Below are 19,482 nucleotides of genomic sequence, written 5' to 3'. Positions count from 1 at the left end.
GGACATCAGTCAGGATAATATACAGGGTTAGCATGGTAACACTGTTTATTATATATGCGTATTAACTGTTAAGGCTGATGCCAGCAGTTCTAATACATTCCCGGTAAGGGAGATGGGAACGGATTCCCGAACAAATATTATATTTACACGGAGGTACACACTATGGTAGTACAACACAATATGTCAGCTATGAATGCTAACAGAATGTTAAGCGGAGTTTCATCTGCACAGTCAAAATCAACAGAGAAGTTATCATCAGGTTACAGAATTAACCGTGCAGCAGATGATGCAGCAGGACTTTCTATCTCAGAGAAGATGAGAGGACAGATCAGAGGTCTTAATCAGGCTTCAACTAATGCTCAGGATGGTATCTCACTTATCCAGACAGCTGAAGGTGCTTTAAATGAATCACATTCAATTCTTCAGAGAATGAGAGAGCTTTCAGTACAGGCTTCAAATGGTACAGAGACAGATGACGATAGAGAAGCAGTTCAGAACGAAATTGAACAGCTTCAGAGCGAATTGACAAGAATCTCTGAAACAACAGAGTTCAATACTATGAAGTTACTTGATGGTTCACGTTCAGGTAGTGCTGTTAGTGCTTCAGTAAGCAAGAGTGCTGCTAGTGCACTTACTAAAGTGGATGCTACAACACAGGTTAATACAGCAGCTGATGCTTTTGATGCATTAGCAAGCGGAAAGGACTCTACACTTGCAGTTACAGTAATAGATAAGAATGGTAATTCATCTACAGTTAAAGTAACAATTACAGGAGATACTAAGACAGCAGATAATGCGAATGGTGCCGAAAATACAGCACAGGCATTTGCAGATGCTTTAAAGGAATCAAGCCTTGGTGATTCATATGATTTTAGTACAGATGGAAATGGTAAACTGAAATTTACAGCAAAGGAAGCAGGAAAGACAGCTAATTCTATTCTTTTATCACAGGATAATGCAGCAGCAGTTAAGACAGATGAATCAACAATCGGCGTAGATGCTTATTCACAGATTACAAAGGAAATAGGCTCATATACAGGTACTGGTAATATTGAAGATAAGATATTTACAGTTAATGGTGAAAAGTTCGCATATGTAGATGATCCAGCAAGCTTAGGTGACGATTATAAAGATGTTAACTATGTAAAGGTTGCTGCGGCTGGTAAAGTAGAAGAGGCAGATGTAGCTACTATGGCAGCTTTAATTAAAGCTAAGACAGGTATTGATGCTGAGCCAGATAATGGAGCAAAAACTACAATTAATTTAAAGGCTGGTACAGCTAATACTGGTAAGGGAATTGAACTTCAGATTGGTGCTAATGAAGGTCAGACAATGAGCTTTACACTTGATGATATGAGTGCTGATGCACTTGGTGTTGGTGGAAAGTCAGTAGACTTAAGTACTCAGGATTCAGCTAAGACAGCTACAACAGCTATTGATGCAGCTATCAAGAAGGTATCTGCTTCAAGAGGTAAGATGGGTGCTGTTCAGAACAGACTTGAGCATACAATCAATAACCTTGATACAGCTTCTGAGAACCTTCAGACAGCTGAGTCACGTATCCGTGATACAGATATGGCAGAAGAGATGGTTAACTACAGCAAGAACAACATCTTAGCTCAGGCTGGACAGTCTATGCTTGCACAGGCTAATCAGTCTAATCAGGGTGTTCTTACACTTCTTCAGTAATCAGTTAGAATATTACTACTAGATTATTAAGTAACTGATATAACAATAAATAATCAAAACAGCTAAGTCAGATTATTAAAAAATTATATAAAAACAACCCCACACTATATTCCATGCACATATTGTGGGGTTGTTTTTCATTAATAATTCTTTATAGCATTGATAGCTTCATCTCTGGATAGCTGGTAATCTTCAACAAGTTTATTTATCGTATCTTCATCTGATAGGTTCATATCTTTACATAATTTAATAAACACTTTTATTCCGTTAGAACGCTCCTTTTCTTCTCCTTTAATTATGCCTAGTTTTTCACCCTCAGCGATACCTAACTGGCGTCCTTCCTCCTTAACTATTTCAAGATGTCCTTCCTCGTCATATTCATAAATACTCACAGTAATCACTTCCTCCCTGTGATTTTTTAGAAATTCCGACAATACATTTTCAGCTATACACTCATCAACCGCTTCTATAACAGCAGTACGGATATCAATCTTCTCAATATCAGTCTTAACTCGAACTTTATTAACAAATGTCATATAGTCCTTAAGTGTTTCACATTTAGAAAGAAATTCAGAGCTGTATGTCCGTGAATTGATGGTATTACCTGCATTGATATTCTTATTGGATTTATCAAAATCATATGATTGATTAATACCATTAATAATATCATTCTTCTCGTTATCCAATGATTTTTTATTAATAATAGCTCCAGTATTAATGTTAATAACTCTTACAATAAGTTCCAACTCCGGACAATCCATTTTCTTCTCATACATATCCGATAATCGAAGAGTACTTTCCACTTCAAGCGGCTGTTTACCATTATAAAAAGTAACAAAATGTGGTACTGGAATTTTAAGCATTGTACTTCTGTGCAAATCACTATTGTTATACATCTGCCTATATACATCAGATAAATAGTGCAGAAATCGCAACGGCATATTCGGATTGCGGCTGGATTGCTGTTCAAACATATACAAATCCTGCCCAAACACAAATGAAGCATCATTCTTATATTTCATATACACACCACCCTTAAGAGTAGTAACAGTTAAATCATCTACATTAGTATAATTAGTGTCATTCAACCCATTATAAAGGTCCAGAAGATTATTCTTATCCCTGTACAAAAGACAGAATACATTATCCTTATATTGTCTTATTGTTGTTGGCTGATGTCCAGAAATAGCTGCATTTACGACATTTTTATTATTGAATTCAGAAAATGTCGTCTGTTTAGTATTGTCATTATCTATTGTTCTCATATATTCTCCAATCATATGTATAATATTTGACTGCATAATTAACAAATAAACAATTAAACATATGACTATGTCATATAAAAATTTCATATAAAATTATAATCATACACATTGTGCAAAAAATATAATTAATTATCCTATTAATATACATTCAATTTATACATTACTAAATTGAAGAACTATATGTATATATTATCATCAGGGAATTGTTATGACAAGTGTGTTAAACCGTTAGATATTGTTAATTATGCTATAAGATAAAAGCTATAGCAGAAGAGTATTATAACAAAATATTATGAACCCCAATTCATAAGTTAAATTGCAATTAAATTGTTATTGTTATAATAAATTATTACGCGTAAATATATATTATATATATCACATAATAAATATAAATGCAAGCATTATTATACTATAAATATAAATAAAGAATTATAAATTAACATAATCAAATAGAACACAATATAAACAGACATACAAACAGCAATATCAATATAGACAAAACTATCAATATAAACAAAACATTTTCTATAACACAAATAAAAATAATATACGCTTCCAAAATACAAAATCATATAAATATATAAGCTTAAAAAATACATAAATATAAAATATATTTTAGAAACATATATTAAATACACATAACTATTCCCCAGCCCCTTCATCGACCTGATAGAGTGGGATAGTAGCAGCAATTCTTCTGTGTTCTTCTTCCATAGCCGCATAATGCTTCGCAGTTGTGTTAATATCTTTATGCCCAAGTACATCACTTACAAGTCTTATGTCGCCTGTGTCTTTATAAAGTGCTGTACCATATGTGCTTCGCATTTTATGTGGAGAGATTTTTTTATCAGGTGTTGCATTTTTTGCATATTTTTTTACCATACGTTCAATTGCACTTACACTCATACGGCTTTTTTTCATTGAGATAAATACTGCCTGTTCCTCTGACTCTGGATTACCAAGAAGCAACGGACGTTCATTATCAATATAGTCTTTTAATGCATTTTCTGTAATCTCATTGAAATACAGATGTGCATCAGAACCACCCTTTCTTACAATATTGATTGTTCTGTAATTAAAATTAATATCATCAATATCAAGACCTGCACATTCAGATACTCGTATTCCTGTGTTAAGAAGCAATGTGATAAGAGCTGTATCCCTGAGTTGTGTCTTCTGACACTTCTGTATCTGAAGCTTATTGCCTTTAATATTCGTATTGGACACAACATTTAAGAGGTCATTAACTTCTTCATCATTAAGCCTTATTATGTCTTTCTGAGGCATTTTAATTCGCTTGGCAGCCCCGACTGTTGGATTATTCTTCATATACTGATGTGTGCAGGCAAATTCAAAAAATCCCCTTAAAGCCGCCATTCTGCGGGCTATTCCTTTATCCTGATTTTGATGTGTGCTTCCATCATCATTATTAAATCTTAAATATCTCTGATACTCATTAATATCTTCAAATGTAAGATTTTCAAGAAAATCTATTGTTATATCCTTAATTACGGTATTTTTTAACATAGTGTTTTTCTCTGTAAGAAATCTGAAAAATGTCTGCAAATCATACGCATACGCAATTACCGTATTAACCTGTGATGACAACTCCTTATCATCAAGATAAGAAGTCACATATGGCGGAAGCTTAGCTTCAAGCATACGAAGCTTTGTAAGCTGTTTTTTATTCTTTTCCTTATAATAATCTGAATCAATTCCCATACTTTATATTTCCTTACCTTTGTGGTCATAATTAATTTATTCAACATAATACATTTAATATAGTATAACGCCGATAAAGCAGGATTTATCGGCGTTATGTTATCATATCTTTATACTACCACTTTTTCTGCAGCTTAGCAACCTGATTATTTGCCAAAATGCTTTGCAACCTCTTTAAGATTATTAATAATTGGCAAATGCTGTGGACAGACTCCTTCGCACTGGCCACACTCAATACAATCACTTGCTTTACCGAAATTATTAGTAAGTCTGTCATAATATTCACCCTGAGGTGTCCAGCCCTTGTCCTCAATTTCCTGTTTATCAGCATTATATAATGAGAAATATTTAGGAATTGCTATGTGCATTGGACATCCATCTGTACAATATGAACATCCTGTACAAGGTATTGCAATACTTTCATTTATCATATCCGCCGCATTATGTACAAGCCTGATTTCTTCATCATTAAGAGGTACAAAATCCTGCATATAACTTGTATTGTCAAGAAGCTGTTCCATATTACTCATACCGCTAAGAACCATTCTTACATTTGGCAGACTCGCAACAAATCTGATAGCCCAGGATGGTACTGACATATCTTTATTATATCCTTTGAATTCATTTTCAACCTTTTCTGGTACTTTGGCAAGTGTGCCACCTTTAACTGGCTCCATAACTATTACTGGTTTGTTATGCTTTGTTGCAACCTCATAGCATTTTCTTGACTGAATAGCCTCACTTTCCCAGTCAAGATAATTAATCTGTAACTGCACGAATTCCATCTCTGGATGCTCTGTAAGTACCTTATCAAGCAAATCTGCATTATCATGGAAAGAAAATCCAATATGCTTAACTAAGCCTTTTTCCTTCTTATCAACAAGCCAGTTAAAACAGTCAAGCTTTTTATACACTTCATAATGGTCAACTCCAACATCGTGCAGTAAATAATAATCAAAATATGTAACACCTGTTTTACTCAGCTGTTCGTTAAACACTTTATCTCTATCTTCAAATGTCTTTATAAAACCTGCGTGCAGCTTAGTTGCAAGTGTATATTCATCTCTGTTATGTCTGTCTACAAGTGCCTCTTTAGCTGCATTTTCACTCTTAAAGCCACAATACATCCACGCTGTATCAAAATATGTAAAACCTTTTTCAATAAATGTATCAACCATTTTCTTAGTTAATTCAATGTCAATGCTAGAAGCTTCATTCTGATTAAGAAGTGGAAGTCTCATAAGACCAAATCCTAACTTCTTGCTTCCATTAAATATGTCTTCCATAACTTTTACCTCCTGTTTATTACATATTATATATAATATTGCCTTGCTGGAACCATAATATTATATATGAAATAACTAATCTAAATTCACAATGTTATAATTCTTACAAAATTCACCTTACAATATTCTCCCGAACTTCTTCCGTAATTATTATACCACCTTGTGCGTTCCATTCGCTAACAAATGTATCAAAATAATCAATGTCTGCTTCCCCACTTATAATCTTAAGGTATGCTTCTTTTTCAAGACTTTTAAGCTTCCACCATCTATTCTTCATAGTGTCTGTCGTCTTAAAATATAACGACTGCTTAATCACTATATTGCCTTCGTCTAAAAGCCGGCAGGCTTTAATTCGCGACATATACGCCGCCCACTGCGTGCTTGTTGCACCTTTTCTTCCTGACTGTGAATATTCCTTATATGAATCATCTGTATTATATTCATAAGATGTATTGGCAAGACCTGTATTGTTAAGGTATGATTTGCAGGCATTATAATATGAGCGTTCCAGCAATTCCAGATTATCACTATCTTTTCGTCCCTCAATTGCATCTGATATATTTCTATAGCATATTGATAAAGCATTATTATAGTCAACATTAATTGATAACGGTCTGGCTGTTGGCTCAACATTTAACTGATAATAATTATCAAATTCTTCTGAGTCTGCACAATCAAATCTTATCTTATCAAACATAACACTTATCATCTTAGCCGCAATCTCTGGATATTCATAGCCTTTTCTGACAACTACATATTTGTAGCAGGGATTTTGACTATGGTATTCTGTTACATTATCGCCTGTTGATATCAGATATGGCTGCCAGTTAGAATCAGGATTAATGCTGACAGCATTGGCAAGTGGATTGTTAGGTGCCCACCAAGGTCCAAAAAATGAGCCACACAAGCCATTTTCTATAAGTTCACATATATTAGTTGATGTCCTTAATAAGAAATCATTATCTATTATCTTCTCATTATATAACTGGTTGATATATTCAAGTGCATTTTTAGCTTCATCAGTTACAGAACCATATACAATCTGTCCGTCATCATTCTCTATCCATTGCTTAGGATAAGCATTGAAGCTGGCAAATATTATATCAAGCAGGAACTCACTGCTATATCCACATTCTCCTGCCACCGATGTATCTACAACAAGTCCAACTGTATTACTGCTGCCATCCTCTGCCACACCATTATTGCCAGGATCATAGGTTATGAAATGCCTTACAATATTAACAACATCGTCTACAGTACGCGGTTCTGAAAGTCCTAATATATCCATCCAGTCTTTGCGGAGCCATACAAGATTAGGTCCGTCAGTAATATTAGTCTCAGGAAGTGCCATTATCTTTCCATCATATGTTACCATATCCATAAGTGCACTGCCATAACTTGCATACATACTCTTTATTCTATCTGTAAGACAATTATTGTAGCTGTCTGTCAAATCCTCTATCATTCCATTTTCTATAAGCTGTTCCAGCTCACTCTGGCTTGACACAACCATAATATCAGGAAGCCTATTCATTGAAACAGCCATTGATACATTAGTATTATACTGACTGTCATTAGCCTCAAATACATCTACATTCTGCACATTAAGAACCGACTTTATATATCTCGTATACGCATTATCAGTATATGTATCCATAGCTGGCATATTCGAATTATTGACACTTGTCATCTTTCCAAGAGTATATTCAATCGTATCAGGATAAGCCCCAAATGGCGTTGTCTTAGCAGTACTAACTGCTTCATTATAATCACTGTCATTATAAACACCTTTAGCCGGGCTGTTACACCCGGCTAAAAGCGTTATTACTGTTAACATCATAATGGTATATAAAAGCTTTGCAATACATATGGTACTGCTTTGCTTATATATTATATTAATACCAGAATTATTATTTATCTGATGATGCACAAACATAATATTTTTCCACCTATTCCTGTCAGCCTTTAACTGCTCCTGACATAGACTCATTATAGCACTTTTGCATAATCATAAACAAGGCGGCAATTGGAATTGATATAAGTACTGCACCAGCAGCAAATCTTGTATACCACACATCAACATATTCCTTCTCAAGCATCTGCCAAAGACCAATGGCAACTGTGTAATAATCTGCATTGGCACGGCATATTACTCTTGCAAATATAAAATCCACCCAAGGTGCTATAAATGATGTCAGAACCGTGTATACAATAATAGGTTTACTTAATGGAATTGTAATCTTGGTAAATACCTGCCATTTGGTAGCACCATCAATTAATGCGGCTTCATCAATAGTCTTAGGTATTGTGTCAAAGAAGCCTTTGGCAATATAGAACTGAATACCAGCCGAAGCCGAATACACAAGCACCAATGCCACTCTTATCATACTTCCCTCTGACAAACCGATAGCCTTTAATATGTAATACACAGCTATCATTGCCATAAATGCCGGAAATAAACCAAGTATCATTGCAACATTCATCATAGCTTTTCTCATCTTGAACTTAAGTCGTGACATACAATAAGCTACTGATAATACAAAAAATGTAGATATAATACAAGAAAATACAGCCACAATCAATGTATTGGTAAACATTCGTGGGAAATTAAGTATTCCCGTATCTGTAAATAACTTAATATAATTATCAAGTGAATAGCTTTTAGGGAAGAATGAGCTTGTATATGCTCCCTTCTGTGCCCTGAAGCTTGTAAGAATTATCCATACAAGCGGACTTACCCACACAATCGCAAGCAATGTAAGCACTGTATGTGCAAGTATATTTTTTATAGTCTTCTTCTTTTTCATTGGAATCCCTCCTCATCTTTATAAGATTTGGTTCTCCTGTATACAAGAAGTGAACCGAGTGCAAGAAATACGAATGTCATAATACCTATAACAGCTCCAAGATTATAATACTGGTAATCTACCGTCATCTTATAAAGCCACGTTACAAGCAGATCTGTCTTTCCTGCTGTATGTCCCGCAAGCACTGGGTCGCCCTTTGTAAGCAGATACACGATATTAAAGTTATTAACATTAGCAGTAAATGTAGTTATCAGGTAAGGTGTTGTTACAAATAACATATAAGGCATAGTTATTTTAAAGAATTTGACAAAGCCATTAGCTCCGTCCACATCTGCCGCCTCATATAATTCCATTGGAATATTCTGCAATATTCCTGTTACCTGCAATATTGTGTATGGAATACCAATCCATAGATTGACTATTATAACTGTCATTCTTGCCCATGTTGCATTAGTAAAGAATGGAAGTGACTTGCTTATCCAGCCAGCATTTTTTAATACAACATTTATAATACCATCCTGTGCCAGCATACTTCTTATTATAAGAAGTGATACGAACTGCGGAATTGCAATTGATAATATGAATATAAATCTCCAGAATGACTTAAACTTAGTTCCTTTTCTATTAATAAGCAGTGCCACAAGAATTCCAAGTATATAATTAAGAAATGTAGCTAATACTGCCCATATAATAGTCCAGCCAAACACTGACCAGAATGACTGTCCTATTGAACTTCCTGAATTAAATATAAGCTTAAAGTTCTCAAGCCCTACCCAGTCAAATAATACAAGATGACTGTCTACCTTGCTGTAACTTGTAAATGCCATTGAAATCATAAATACAAGCGGAAGTATTGTGAATACAAGTATTCCTGTAACTGGGAGTACAAGTAAAAGCTTATGAAGATTTTCATTGAACAATGCTTTAATATCTTCCACAAATGTATTAATATGCTTACCCTGTTTCATTCTTAACTCTACATTATAAGCACTTTTTAACGAACTAACTGCAAGAATAATATAGGCACATATAATAAATATTACAGTTATTCCATAAAGCAGAATAAGCAGCGAATTATCACCCTGTACATACTCATATATTCCAAGCTTTTCATTCCATATCTCTTCCTGTTCCCTGCTGCCAAGACCAGGAAGTCCTGCAAGACAGCTGATTCCTTTTATTATCATAAATATTATAAATGCTGCCTCTAAAGCTATATATAATATTCCTTTTATTATCTGTCTGCCCCTGAAATTACCAAGTCCGAGTATTAATAAACTGAGTTTTGTCGTCAAATCGCCATATTTCATAGAATTACGAAATGTAATGTCTTTCATTGACCACACCTCCTGACCATTATATGATGTGATGTATTAATCTGATTATAGAAATCTAATGTCTTGGCTTCTGCATTATCAGCAGTAACCTCACCGTTAACAATTGCTTTAGCAAAATTCTGAGCTGGTGTCCAGTAATCATTCATACCTGTAACTGTAGGCTGAATTACAGATGTCTTATTAAATGTATCATTCTGTGCTGATACAAGAGCATCTTTCTTAATTACATCTGTTGCAAGTAACTCTGTATTACAAGGAATAACATTTCTTAACTCATAATGCTTAGCCTGTGCATCCTTGCCTCCAAGATATTTAGCAAGTGCAACTGCTACCTGCTGATACTTGCAATTAGGGTTAACTGCTATAGCCTTTGAACCTGCAAATGCTTTAAGCTGCTTATCTGTTCCGTTAATCTTAACAGTTGGTAATGATACTGCACCAAAGTTATCTCCTAATATTTCCTTAACACTCTTATAATCCCATAAACCTGAGAAGTAAGCACCAACGCTTCCATCTCTTAAACCAGCAATACCTACACCCTGTAAATCATTGACAAAGTTAGGATTATTAACAAGTGCAACTAAAGCCTTGGTTGCTTGTGTTCCTTTATCACCCTTAATATCTACGCCTGCTGAATTATCCTTGCCGTCTTTTCCGAAATATGTACAGCCATTAGCAAGATAGAATGATGACATATACCAGCCTTCTGTTATATTAAATGCTACCTTGTTCTTTGAAAGCATTGTATCAAGACTCTTTATATCGCTTTCTGAGAATTTGCTCTTATCATAGAACATAAACCATGTATTAGTAGTAAATGGAACACCATATACACTGCCATCAACTGATACTGAATCAACTATTGCACTTGAATTAGTACTCTTAACATAATCTGCTGTTTCACCACCAAGCTTTGCTATAGCATTTGCATCAATAAGTGTCTGCAACTGATCATTAGCGAAGAAATATACATCGCCTGAATTCGCAGGATCCTGTGTAACTGTCTTACCTGCATCTGTCTCAGAACATACTCCGTATTCAAAAGTCAGATTCCATTCAGGATGTTCTGAATTGAACTGCTCGCACATTGTCTGAAGCCATTTGCCATTTTCTTCTGCCTGATCCTCTGCCGGGCCCCATACCTTAATAGTGGCTGTGATATTCTCATTATTATCCGCTGATTTGTTATCGTTTCCTCCACAGCCCACAAGCAATGAGCCACACATTGTTGCCGCCATAACAGCAGCCGCTAATCTTTTAAACCTCATAAACATACCTCCATTTCTTAATGCGTTTAACCGCTGATATGTACCATCTATTTATATAATACCCATTACCCGGAATACATATTATATATAATTAATTCGGTACATATCTTTTTGTAATTTATTTACAAGTTCTTTTGATAGTTTAATTATATGTTTATTTTATGAGAAATTAAATATAAGAAATTTTAGAAACATATTGGAATTTTTACATAAAAAATAAACAAAAAAGAAATGTTATCAAATAATGACAACATTTCTTTTTTATACTCATACTATTTATCATACTTTTTCATTAAGTATATCCGTTAATTAAATTAGTATATTATTATGTTTAGTTTATCAGCTATACAGCATATCAGACTGGCTTTCTTGCCGGGAACTCTATTGTTATAACCGTTCCATTCTCATCACTGCTTACTTTAAGATTATACTGCTCACCGTAAAACAGCCTTATACGGTCATTGACATTTCTTGCTCCATATCCGCCAGACTCACTTGTTAAGAATGTATGAGCCGTTTCTTTTGGCATACCAATGCCATTATCCTTAACCTCAATATGAATAAGTCCGTTATGAAGCTTTGCTGCAACAGTGATAACTCCTCTTCTGTCAGTCAAAAGGTCTATTCCATGCTCAATAGCATTTTCAACAAGAGGCTGTAATATAAGATTAAGTGATTCATATTCAAGCACATTTTCATCAATATCCATAACAACATCAAATGAATTATCGTGCATTATCTGCTGTATGTTAAGATATGACTCCATATTACTTAATTCCTGCTTTACAGTCAGCGTATTCTTACCCTTATTAAGTGAAGTCCTGTAATAGTTAGAAAGGGCAAGTGTTATACCGCTTATATCATCCTGTCCGTACTCAATCGCCTTCCAGTTTATAAGCGATAATGAATTATAGAGGAAATGTGGGTTAATCTGTGCCCTTAATGCTCTCATCTCCGACTCTTTCTGGCTTAATTTCCCCTCATACACCTCATTGATAAGATTATTAATCGTACCCGTCATACTATTAAAGCCGTGTATCAATGCACCGATTTCATCCTTATCTGATGACCTTATAACAACATCAAAATCTCCATTCTCAACCTTTTCCATACTTGTTCTTAATTTATATATCCTCTTAGTTATGAAATCAGATGTAAATATTGTAGCCGCAGCCATTCCAATACACGCAACAACTAATGCAAGCACAATCATTGTAATAATGGAATTAGTTGATTTTAACATAAGCGACTTTGGTGCATACACATAGCTTGTCCAGCCTGTAACGTCTGAGTTCTGCTTAATAAGCACATAACCTGCTATATTACTGCATACATTTTCTGAAAAATCCGCTTTTTCTATAAACTCAGTAAACCGGCTGTCTGAAAGGATATATTTATCGGCATTATCCAAAAATGCTGCTTTTTTGCTTATAATACTACCATTGCCATCAGTTACTATAATGCCACTGTTATCTATAAGTCCTTTTGCATAAATATCCATTATACTGTCATAATCTACATTAATATACATAATTCCAGTAATGCCGGCAGTGGCAAGCGTAGACATCTTCCTTGCTGATATAAGCTCTTTCTTATCTTTATCGACATACCAGTTAATATTAGTCGAATTAACTGCTGAATTATAAAATGCTTCATTCTCAATCTCTGATAATGGTGCAAGTGTAGTGTCGTGCTTTATTCCGTTATTAATGTATATCGTCACCTTGTTAATATCATTGTGAAAATATTTCAATGAAGATACAAGCGGGTCAAATGTCGTAACAATCTGGCTGTACATTTCATATTTGTTGCTGTAATTGTAGGAAAGTATTCCTGATACAGTTTCATTAAATGTTATGTAATTGGACAGATTATCATATACCTCTATCTGTCCGTCCACTGTTGTAACCGACTGCCTTAATGCACTTTCCATTGAACGGACATCCCTGTCCATAAGTATTGAGCGCATCTGTCCATACGCAAATACAAAAAGTATTATAAGTGGCAGAAGACCTGTGACGACATATATTATAACAAGCTTATTCTGAAGCTTTATATTATTCACCCATTGCTTTAATTTTAATGGTTCACTCATAACACTTCACCTTTATCCCTGAACTTCTGAGGGCTTACACCGAAATATTCCCTGAAACTCTGGCAGAAATATGACACATTCGGATAACCTGTCTTCTCACTTATATTAACAATCTTCATATTAGTGTCCGTGAGCAACTCCTTAGCCTTTTCCATTCTGTACTGTTTTATATATTTGCTCAAGTTCTGCCCTGTCTCTTTCTTAAAAAGCGAACTTAGATAACTTGGTGCAAGATATACCATATCCGCTAACTGCTGTGCACCTAACTCCTCACTATAATGATTATGTATATACTCCTTAACCGTTTCAATCTCTCTGTGCATTGTCAATGGATTACTGATAAAACTCTTCTCTAATATATCAATATTATGATTAACAATATCCATTATGCAGTTAAAATCTTCTGATGTATACAACTTATCAATCTGTGATGCAAATTCATCTTCATTGGTCCCTGGAAGTGCATCATAGAAATCTTTAAGCAGGTTAGAGAATACGAACTTAATATATATATGTGAAAAATTCGACTGGCTTCTGTATTTCTTGCATAAAGCATCAAAATGTATTCTTAAAAATGTTACATCTTTCATCTTAATGTCCTGCTTCATCTGCTTCATAAGAACATCATCATCTATCTGTACGAAAACAGGCATTTTATCACTTATATCGTTGGTAAATATATAGTTATTTGTCTGGTAGAACTTATTGCTCATAAGGTTTTCTAATTCGTCCATCATATCAGATATCCTGTGATAATCATCTATAATATCAGACACAGCTGCATACATAAACTGTCCCGTCTTACCGAATATATAATTATGCAGCTTTTCAAGCATATTCTTTAATAAATCCATACTTAACGCCTTAGCTTCATCTTTAATAAGTATAACTGACTGCTGTGTATTAAGATTAAGATACTGATATTCAATATCTCCCATACAATCCGCAAGGGTTAATATATTGGCATCTCCACCATCATATTTACCAAAGAAATCGGTATTGAATTCTATAAGAATAAGCCTGTTATAGCTTCTAAGAAAATCATCGCTTTCTAATATTCCCTTGGTATCAGCCTTATTAAGAAGCGAATACAGATAGAACTGCTTAACAAAATCCGCCTGTTTATTATAATTACTTGTATGAATACGTTCCTCATCAAGCTCTGCACACACTTTCTTAATTGTGTTCTCAAACTCCACAGGGTCAACAGGCTTTAAAATGTAATCTTTAACTCCCAGCTTTACCGCAAGCTTGGCATATTCAAATTCATTATATCCAGAAAATATTATTGTTTTAAGTTTTATATTATCTTCATTGAGCTTTTTAATAAGTGTTATTCCGTCCATAAATGGCATCTTCACATCTGTGAGAAGAATATCAATATGCTCTGCTTCATCACTGCATAAATATTCATATGCTTCCTTTCCATTAGCAGCCTCAACTATGCCCGCATTAATTGAAAGCCTTTTTAACAGCATTATTATTCCATTACGCTCTATTCTCTCATCATCAACAATTAATATATTATACATTTATTCTCCAATCTTTTTCCTGTATTTAACATACCTTAATAAATATACCAGCTTATATATTCTGCCCCTGTTTGTTATCCGAATATTGCAGGTTTTATTTTATATTATTTTACTATATTTTCTATATTTTGTAACCCATTTTTCTAATTATATATTATGCCAGCCTTGATTATCACTAAAAAAGCCTCTTAAAAGATATTTTCAATCCTTTAAGAGGCTGTCTGTTTATTAATACTTAATATTATTTGTTAGTTTCTTCAATGAACTCCTTGAGCTGTTTCTTAGCCTTGCCTGACACAATAATCTCTCTTGCCTTCTCAATACCATCCTTTAATGTAATTCCGTCTGAAGCAAGATATATAGCTGCACCAGCGTTAAGTAATACAACATCTGTCTTAGGTCCTTTAGCACCACCTAATATATCATTAACGATAGCTGCATTCTCCTGTGGTGTTCCACCAACAAGATCTTCCTTATTGCATCTTGTAAGTCCTAAATCTTCTGGCTTAATAACATATGACTTGAATTCATCGTTCTTGAATTCACATACCTTAGTCTCTGCACTAAGAGAAATCTCGTCCATAGAATCTCTGCCATATACAACCATAGCTCTCTTAACACCAAGATTTCTTAATACATGTGCAAGTGGTTCAACAAGTTCTTCGCTATATACACCGAATAACTGCATAGTAGCACCTGCTGGATTAGCTAATGGTCCAAGTACATTAAATAATGTTCTTATACCCATCTCTTTTCTTACAGCACCAACAAATCTCATTGCTGGGTGATACTTCTGTGCAAATAAGAAACAAAGATTAATATCTTTTAATATCTGGGCACTTCTTGCTGGAGCACAATCAATCTTTACACCAAGTGCTTCAAGACAATCGGCTGTTCCACACTTACTTGAAGCAGCTCTGTTACCATGCTTTGCAACAGGTATTCCTGCGGCAGATACAACAACTGATGAGAGTGTAGATATATTGATAGTATTAGAACCATCTCCACCTGTTCCTACGATCTCAAGCACATCCATATCATTAAGGAAACGCTCGCAGTGTGAACGTAATACCTTAGCTGCTGATGTAATCTCGTCAATTGTCTCACCTTTCATTGATAATGCTGTAAGGAATGAAGCTTTCTGTGCATCTGTAGCCTCTCCTGTCATTATCTCTTCCATAACCTGTTCCATAACTTCTGATGTGAGATCTTCTCTTTTAACTAACTGAGCTATTGCTTCTTTAATCATCGCCAAAACCCTAACCTTTCAAAAATCTATTTACATATTAGTCCTATATGTTTTCGCTGTCAATCCATAAAATAGCAATTAAACTGTCAGTTTTGAAAATATCATCAAAAATAAAGTCTTCATAAAGGTTCTCTATATTATCTTCTGAATATTCAACCTGTCTTGAAAAAATGTGCACTACATCCATTCTATCCTTGAAAGAATACTCTCTGTGGTTATCCAACCACCTTATAATATCCATCTGTCTTATAACAAAAAAATTAGTTACTAACATCTGGCATTTGCCAAGGAAATCATAATCATATATTGACTTTGCAAAATATCTGAACACCAAATACTCCAAAAGCTGTCTATATTCATATGCCCTTGAAACCATATAAGTTCCAAATTCCTCATTGAGTATATTGTATTCTTCATCACTCATCTGCTCAAAAAGGCTGTCAATAATATCCTTAAGTATGACCTCCCACTCAGGATTAAGCACTTCCATTTCTTCATAAGGATACAAAATCTGTCTTATACCCTGTTGTAATGATATATCCTCAAATTGTCCGCTATCGCTTAGATTTCTTGTTTCATCTAAAGTATGGGCAATTCCTTCTTTGAGGTAATCATTAACAACAGATTTAATATTATCATACTCATCAGTGTTAATACACTGCTGGATTTTACTTCCCATATCAAGTATGACAATCAGCTTTTCGTGTATTGACAGGCTTTCCTTGGCTAATATCTTAAATACAGCCTCTCTTGCCGCGAATATCTGCAATGCAAATGAACTGTCATATTCTGAACTCGGTTCATATTCTTCATCACAGGCAGCAGTTTCCATACTAAAAGGACGATTTTCAGACAATATAATCCTTGCTGCTTCTTCACAGGCAAGACCAATTCCTGATTCCTTTATTGTACCATAATATTCCGAATATCTTGGAAACTGCTTACATACAACACCAAGATAATCTTCTCCAAGATTTTTATGTATTTCACATAAGCCATTATCATCAAGCATAGGACATTTGCCGTCACATAATTTGAAGCAATACTCCTCATCTTCATTCTGTGTTATGCTGTCAAGAATCCTGCTTTTAAGCTCACCTGTCATATTATTATAACGCTCATAGGTTTCATCATCTATGTCTATCTCCCAGCCGCCTATACAGCAGTTATCCTTACATTTGCTTGTTATACATCCAAATTCGTTATAATAAAATGGTACTCTCTGTTTCATTATCTTTACCTCAAAGTATATTCTATATAATTCTGTTAAATATATCTGATTTTATGTCTGCGATATCATCAATACTAATAATTATGTTATCCTGCATAACTATAATTTTCTGATAATCATCAATCTTTTTAATTACGCCGCTTATTGTAACATATTCTCCGCCATCTTTTCTTAAATCTTTAACAAAATAAGTTATGGTTACAACCGGCTGGCTGGCTATATTTGCTCGTAATATGGCGAATTTATTATTAAGAATATTAAGTTGTTCCTCGTCCTGTTCTATTTTCTCATCTGTAAGCCTTGCTGTTTCTGATATAGCTGCTACAAGTCCGGTAAGTGCAGCAAATGGAGAAAACTGAGCAGCACGCTCATAATTAGACATTCTTTTATGCCTGTTATTTACAGGGCGGGATTTATTAATTATATCTTCATATCCATTCACAATATTTCTCATCTCCCAATTATCAGCTTTATTCGTGATGACCGCCAATCTGCCTGTTTCTGTCCATAGCTGTCGCACCTTCTTTAAGATTCATTCCTCTGACAATTGCATTTTTACCATATTTTTTCTTAATATCAACCATAGTCTTTAAGACTTTCTTCTCTTTTTCAAGCTTAGCACTTTCTTCCTCATTATCATCTTTATTAATAAAATCTGTGAATAAATCCATCTGATGATAAGAAGAATTCTTATTAACTGCTTCTTTTTCTGTTATGACATGATTAGCCGTTATATTAATTCGTCTTGATAAAAGCCTTTTATCTACTATATCATCATACAGCTTGGTAACTGCCTGCGTAGCAAGTGAAACCGAAGCCGTATAACGAGAAAGATTAGCCGTTCCGTGAGCGTGCTTTGGTATCTTTCTGCCGTATCTGTCTTTTACAACCTCACCTTTATACTCACCCGTGCTTCTTCCTGTAGATATATTATCTATATCATATCCAACTGTAAGCACAAGCTGGTCTGTCACAAGTCCTTTATCTATAAGGTCAAGCATAAGCAGATCTACCATCTCACATACAACTAGTCTTGTCTTTTCATAATCATATGCACAGTGAAGTACCTGTCCCGATGATATGCTGTTGCTTTCCGGCTTATACTGCTTAATGTCAGCTATTGTACACGGCTCATAACCCCATGCGTGGTCAATAAGGAGCTCTGCATTTACCCCAAACAGCTTATATAGCAGTTCCTCATTATAGAAATCCTGCTCACCGCCAAGCGAACATCTCGCAACATCGCCCATTGTATACATACCATACTCTTTTAGTCTGGAAGCATATCCCGTACCCACTCTCCAGAAATCTGTAATAGGCTTATGTCCCCATAACTTTTCCCTATAGCTTCGTTCGTCTAACTCAGCTATTCTCACACCATCTTTATCTGCTGGAATATGCTTGGCAACTATATCCATAGCAATCTTACATAGATATAGATTCGTTCCTATGCCTGCCGTTGCTGTAATTCCTGTCGACTCAAGCACATCTTTAATCATAGTCATAGCCAGCTGGTGCGGTGTCATCTTATAGGTATTAAGATATGCCCCGACATCAATAAATACTTCATCAACCGAATATATATGAATATCCTCAGGTGCAACATATTTAAGGTAAATGTTATATATCTGTGTACTATATTTCATATATAAAGACATTCTTGGAGGTGCAATTATATAAGAAAGCTCGTAAGACTCATTATTCTTCAGTTCTTCTGAACTATATGAGCTTCCTGTAAACTGCCTGTTTCTTAACCTGCTCTTTCTTAGTGCATTGACCTCCTTGACCTTCTGTACAACCTCAAAAAGCCTTGCCCTCCCTGATATTCCGAAAGCCTTTAATGATGGTGACACGGCAAGGCATATCGTCTTTTCGGTTCTTTGGGGATCAGCAACTACAAGATTGGTATCAAGTGGGTCTAAATTTCTTTCGACACACTCCACAGATGCATAAAATGTCTTTAGATCTATTGCTATATACATATGGTTATTCTGCATTAAT

At 34.8% G+C, this 19,482-nt stretch carries 14 protein-coding genes; 1 reads left to right on the top strand and 13 read right to left on the bottom strand.

Annotated features, from left to right (window positions below; translation table 11 throughout):
* Positions 1-162 precede the first annotated feature (162 nt).
* Positions 163-1,689, top strand: coding sequence for a flagellin N-terminal helical domain-containing protein (locus tag BM157_RS00865; RefSeq protein WP_090139551.1), 1,527 nt, complete (start codon positions 163-165; stop codon positions 1,687-1,689).
* A 140-nt stretch (positions 1,690-1,829) separates the two neighbouring features.
* Here BM157_RS00865 and BM157_RS00860 read toward each other — a convergent pair whose 3' ends face one another.
* The 13 genes from BM157_RS00860 to BM157_RS00800 all read right to left on the bottom strand — a co-directional run bounded on the left by BM157_RS00860 (position 1,830) and on the right by BM157_RS00800 (position 19,478).
* Complete coding sequence (locus BM157_RS00860; RefSeq protein WP_090139549.1) at positions 1,830-2,954, bottom strand: RpnC/YadD family protein; 1,125 nt, start codon at positions 2,952-2,954, stop codon at positions 1,830-1,832.
* 642 nt (positions 2,955-3,596) lie between these two features.
* A complete protein-coding gene (locus BM157_RS00855) occupies positions 3,597-4,676 on the bottom strand; it encodes a tyrosine-type recombinase/integrase (protein ID WP_090139547.1) in 1,080 nt (359 codons plus the stop codon).
* Between the two features lie 146 nt (positions 4,677-4,822).
* Positions 4,823-5,962: an aldo/keto reductase gene (locus BM157_RS00850; RefSeq protein ID WP_055175382.1), complete on the bottom strand. Its 1,140-nt coding sequence runs from the start codon at positions 5,960-5,962 to the stop codon at positions 4,823-4,825.
* Positions 5,963-6,074: 112 nt separating this feature from the next.
* A complete protein-coding gene (locus tag BM157_RS00845) occupies positions 6,075-7,952 on the bottom strand; it encodes a type 2 periplasmic-binding domain-containing protein (protein ID WP_242858625.1) in 1,878 nt (625 codons plus the stop codon).
* Positions 7,921-8,769 (bottom strand): sugar ABC transporter permease, encoded by an 849-nt coding sequence (locus tag BM157_RS00840; protein WP_022502785.1) that lies wholly within the window; start codon positions 8,767-8,769, stop codon positions 7,921-7,923. The genes BM157_RS00845 and BM157_RS00840 overlap by 32 nt, the downstream gene beginning before the upstream one ends.
* Positions 8,766-10,106 carry a carbohydrate ABC transporter permease gene (locus BM157_RS00835; RefSeq protein ID WP_055175386.1) on the bottom strand — a complete coding sequence of 447 codons (1,341 nt, stop codon included), beginning with the start codon at positions 10,104-10,106 and terminating at the stop codon, positions 8,766-8,768. Before BM157_RS00835 ends, BM157_RS00840 begins: the two co-directional genes overlap by 4 nt.
* Entirely contained in the window at positions 10,103-11,374 is a 1,272-nt protein-coding gene (locus BM157_RS00830) for an extracellular solute-binding protein (protein WP_090139545.1), read from the bottom strand. Before BM157_RS00830 ends, BM157_RS00835 begins: the two co-directional genes overlap by 4 nt.
* A 355-nt stretch (positions 11,375-11,729) precedes the next feature.
* A complete protein-coding gene (locus tag BM157_RS00825; RefSeq protein ID WP_055306471.1) occupies positions 11,730-13,469 on the bottom strand; it encodes a sensor histidine kinase in 1,740 nt (579 codons plus the stop codon).
* Positions 13,466-15,001 carry a response regulator transcription factor gene (locus BM157_RS00820; protein ID WP_055175392.1) on the bottom strand — a complete coding sequence of 512 codons (1,536 nt, stop codon included), beginning with the start codon at positions 14,999-15,001 and terminating at the stop codon, positions 13,466-13,468. The genes BM157_RS00825 and BM157_RS00820 overlap by 4 nt, the downstream gene beginning before the upstream one ends.
* A gap of 241 nt (positions 15,002-15,242) precedes the next feature.
* Positions 15,243-16,250 carry an anthranilate phosphoribosyltransferase gene (gene trpD, locus BM157_RS00815; protein ID WP_022502790.1) on the bottom strand — a complete coding sequence of 336 codons (1,008 nt, stop codon included), beginning with the start codon at positions 16,248-16,250 and terminating at the stop codon, positions 15,243-15,245.
* Between the two features lie 43 nt (positions 16,251-16,293).
* Positions 16,294-17,481: a flagellin lysine-N-methylase gene (fliB, locus tag BM157_RS00810; protein WP_090139542.1), complete on the bottom strand. Its 1,188-nt coding sequence runs from the start codon at positions 17,479-17,481 to the stop codon at positions 16,294-16,296.
* 22 nt (positions 17,482-17,503) lie between these two features.
* A complete protein-coding gene (locus BM157_RS00805) occupies positions 17,504-17,923 on the bottom strand; it encodes a hypothetical protein (RefSeq protein ID WP_318255710.1) in 420 nt (139 codons plus the stop codon).
* Between the two features lie 28 nt (positions 17,924-17,951).
* Positions 17,952-19,478 (bottom strand): Y-family DNA polymerase, encoded by a 1,527-nt coding sequence (locus BM157_RS00800; RefSeq protein ID WP_090139539.1) that lies wholly within the window; start codon positions 19,476-19,478, stop codon positions 17,952-17,954.
* Between the last annotated feature and the right edge of the window lie 4 nt (positions 19,479-19,482).

This window comes from [Lactobacillus] rogosae, assembly GCA_900112995.1.
Classification (GTDB): domain Bacteria; phylum Bacillota; class Clostridia; order Lachnospirales; family Lachnospiraceae; genus Lachnospira; species Lachnospira rogosae.
This window is presented reverse-complemented; position numbering and strand designations above follow the sequence as displayed.

What these genes read in the sequence shown, in the direction of transcription:
- BM157_RS00865 (WP_090139551.1), top strand. Translation starts at nt 163, where the DNA reads ATGGTAGTACAACACAATATGTCAGCTATGAATGCTAACAGAATGTTA.
- BM157_RS00860 (WP_090139549.1), bottom strand. Translation starts at nt 2,954, where the DNA reads ATGAGAACAATAGATAATGACAATACTAAACAGACGACATTTTCTGAA.
- BM157_RS00855 (WP_090139547.1), bottom strand. Translation starts at nt 4,676, where the DNA reads ATGGGAATTGATTCAGATTATTATAAGGAAAAGAATAAAAAACAGCTT.
- BM157_RS00850 (WP_055175382.1), bottom strand. Translation starts at nt 5,962, where the DNA reads ATGGAAGACATATTTAATGGAAGCAAGAAGTTAGGATTTGGTCTTATG.
- BM157_RS00845 (WP_242858625.1), bottom strand. Translation starts at nt 7,952, where the DNA reads ATGAGTCTATGTCAGGAGCAGTTAAAGGCTGACAGGAATAGGTGGAAA.
- BM157_RS00840 (WP_022502785.1), bottom strand. Translation starts at nt 8,769, where the DNA reads ATGAAAAAGAAGAAGACTATAAAAAATATACTTGCACATACAGTGCTT.
- BM157_RS00835 (WP_055175386.1), bottom strand. Translation starts at nt 10,106, where the DNA reads ATGAAAGACATTACATTTCGTAATTCTATGAAATATGGCGATTTGACG.
- BM157_RS00830 (WP_090139545.1), bottom strand. Translation starts at nt 11,374, where the DNA reads ATGAGGTTTAAAAGATTAGCGGCTGCTGTTATGGCGGCAACAATGTGT.
- BM157_RS00825 (WP_055306471.1), bottom strand. Translation starts at nt 13,469, where the DNA reads ATGAGTGAACCATTAAAATTAAAGCAATGGGTGAATAATATAAAGCTT.
- BM157_RS00820 (WP_055175392.1), bottom strand. Translation starts at nt 15,001, where the DNA reads ATGTATAATATATTAATTGTTGATGATGAGAGAATAGAGCGTAATGGA.
- trpD (WP_022502790.1), bottom strand. Translation starts at nt 16,250, where the DNA reads ATGATTAAAGAAGCAATAGCTCAGTTAGTTAAAAGAGAAGATCTCACA.
- fliB (WP_090139542.1), bottom strand. Translation starts at nt 17,481, where the DNA reads ATGAAACAGAGAGTACCATTTTATTATAACGAATTTGGATGTATAACA.
- BM157_RS00800 (WP_090139539.1), bottom strand. Translation starts at nt 19,478, where the DNA reads ATGCAGAATAACCATATGTATATAGCAATAGATCTAAAGACATTTTAT.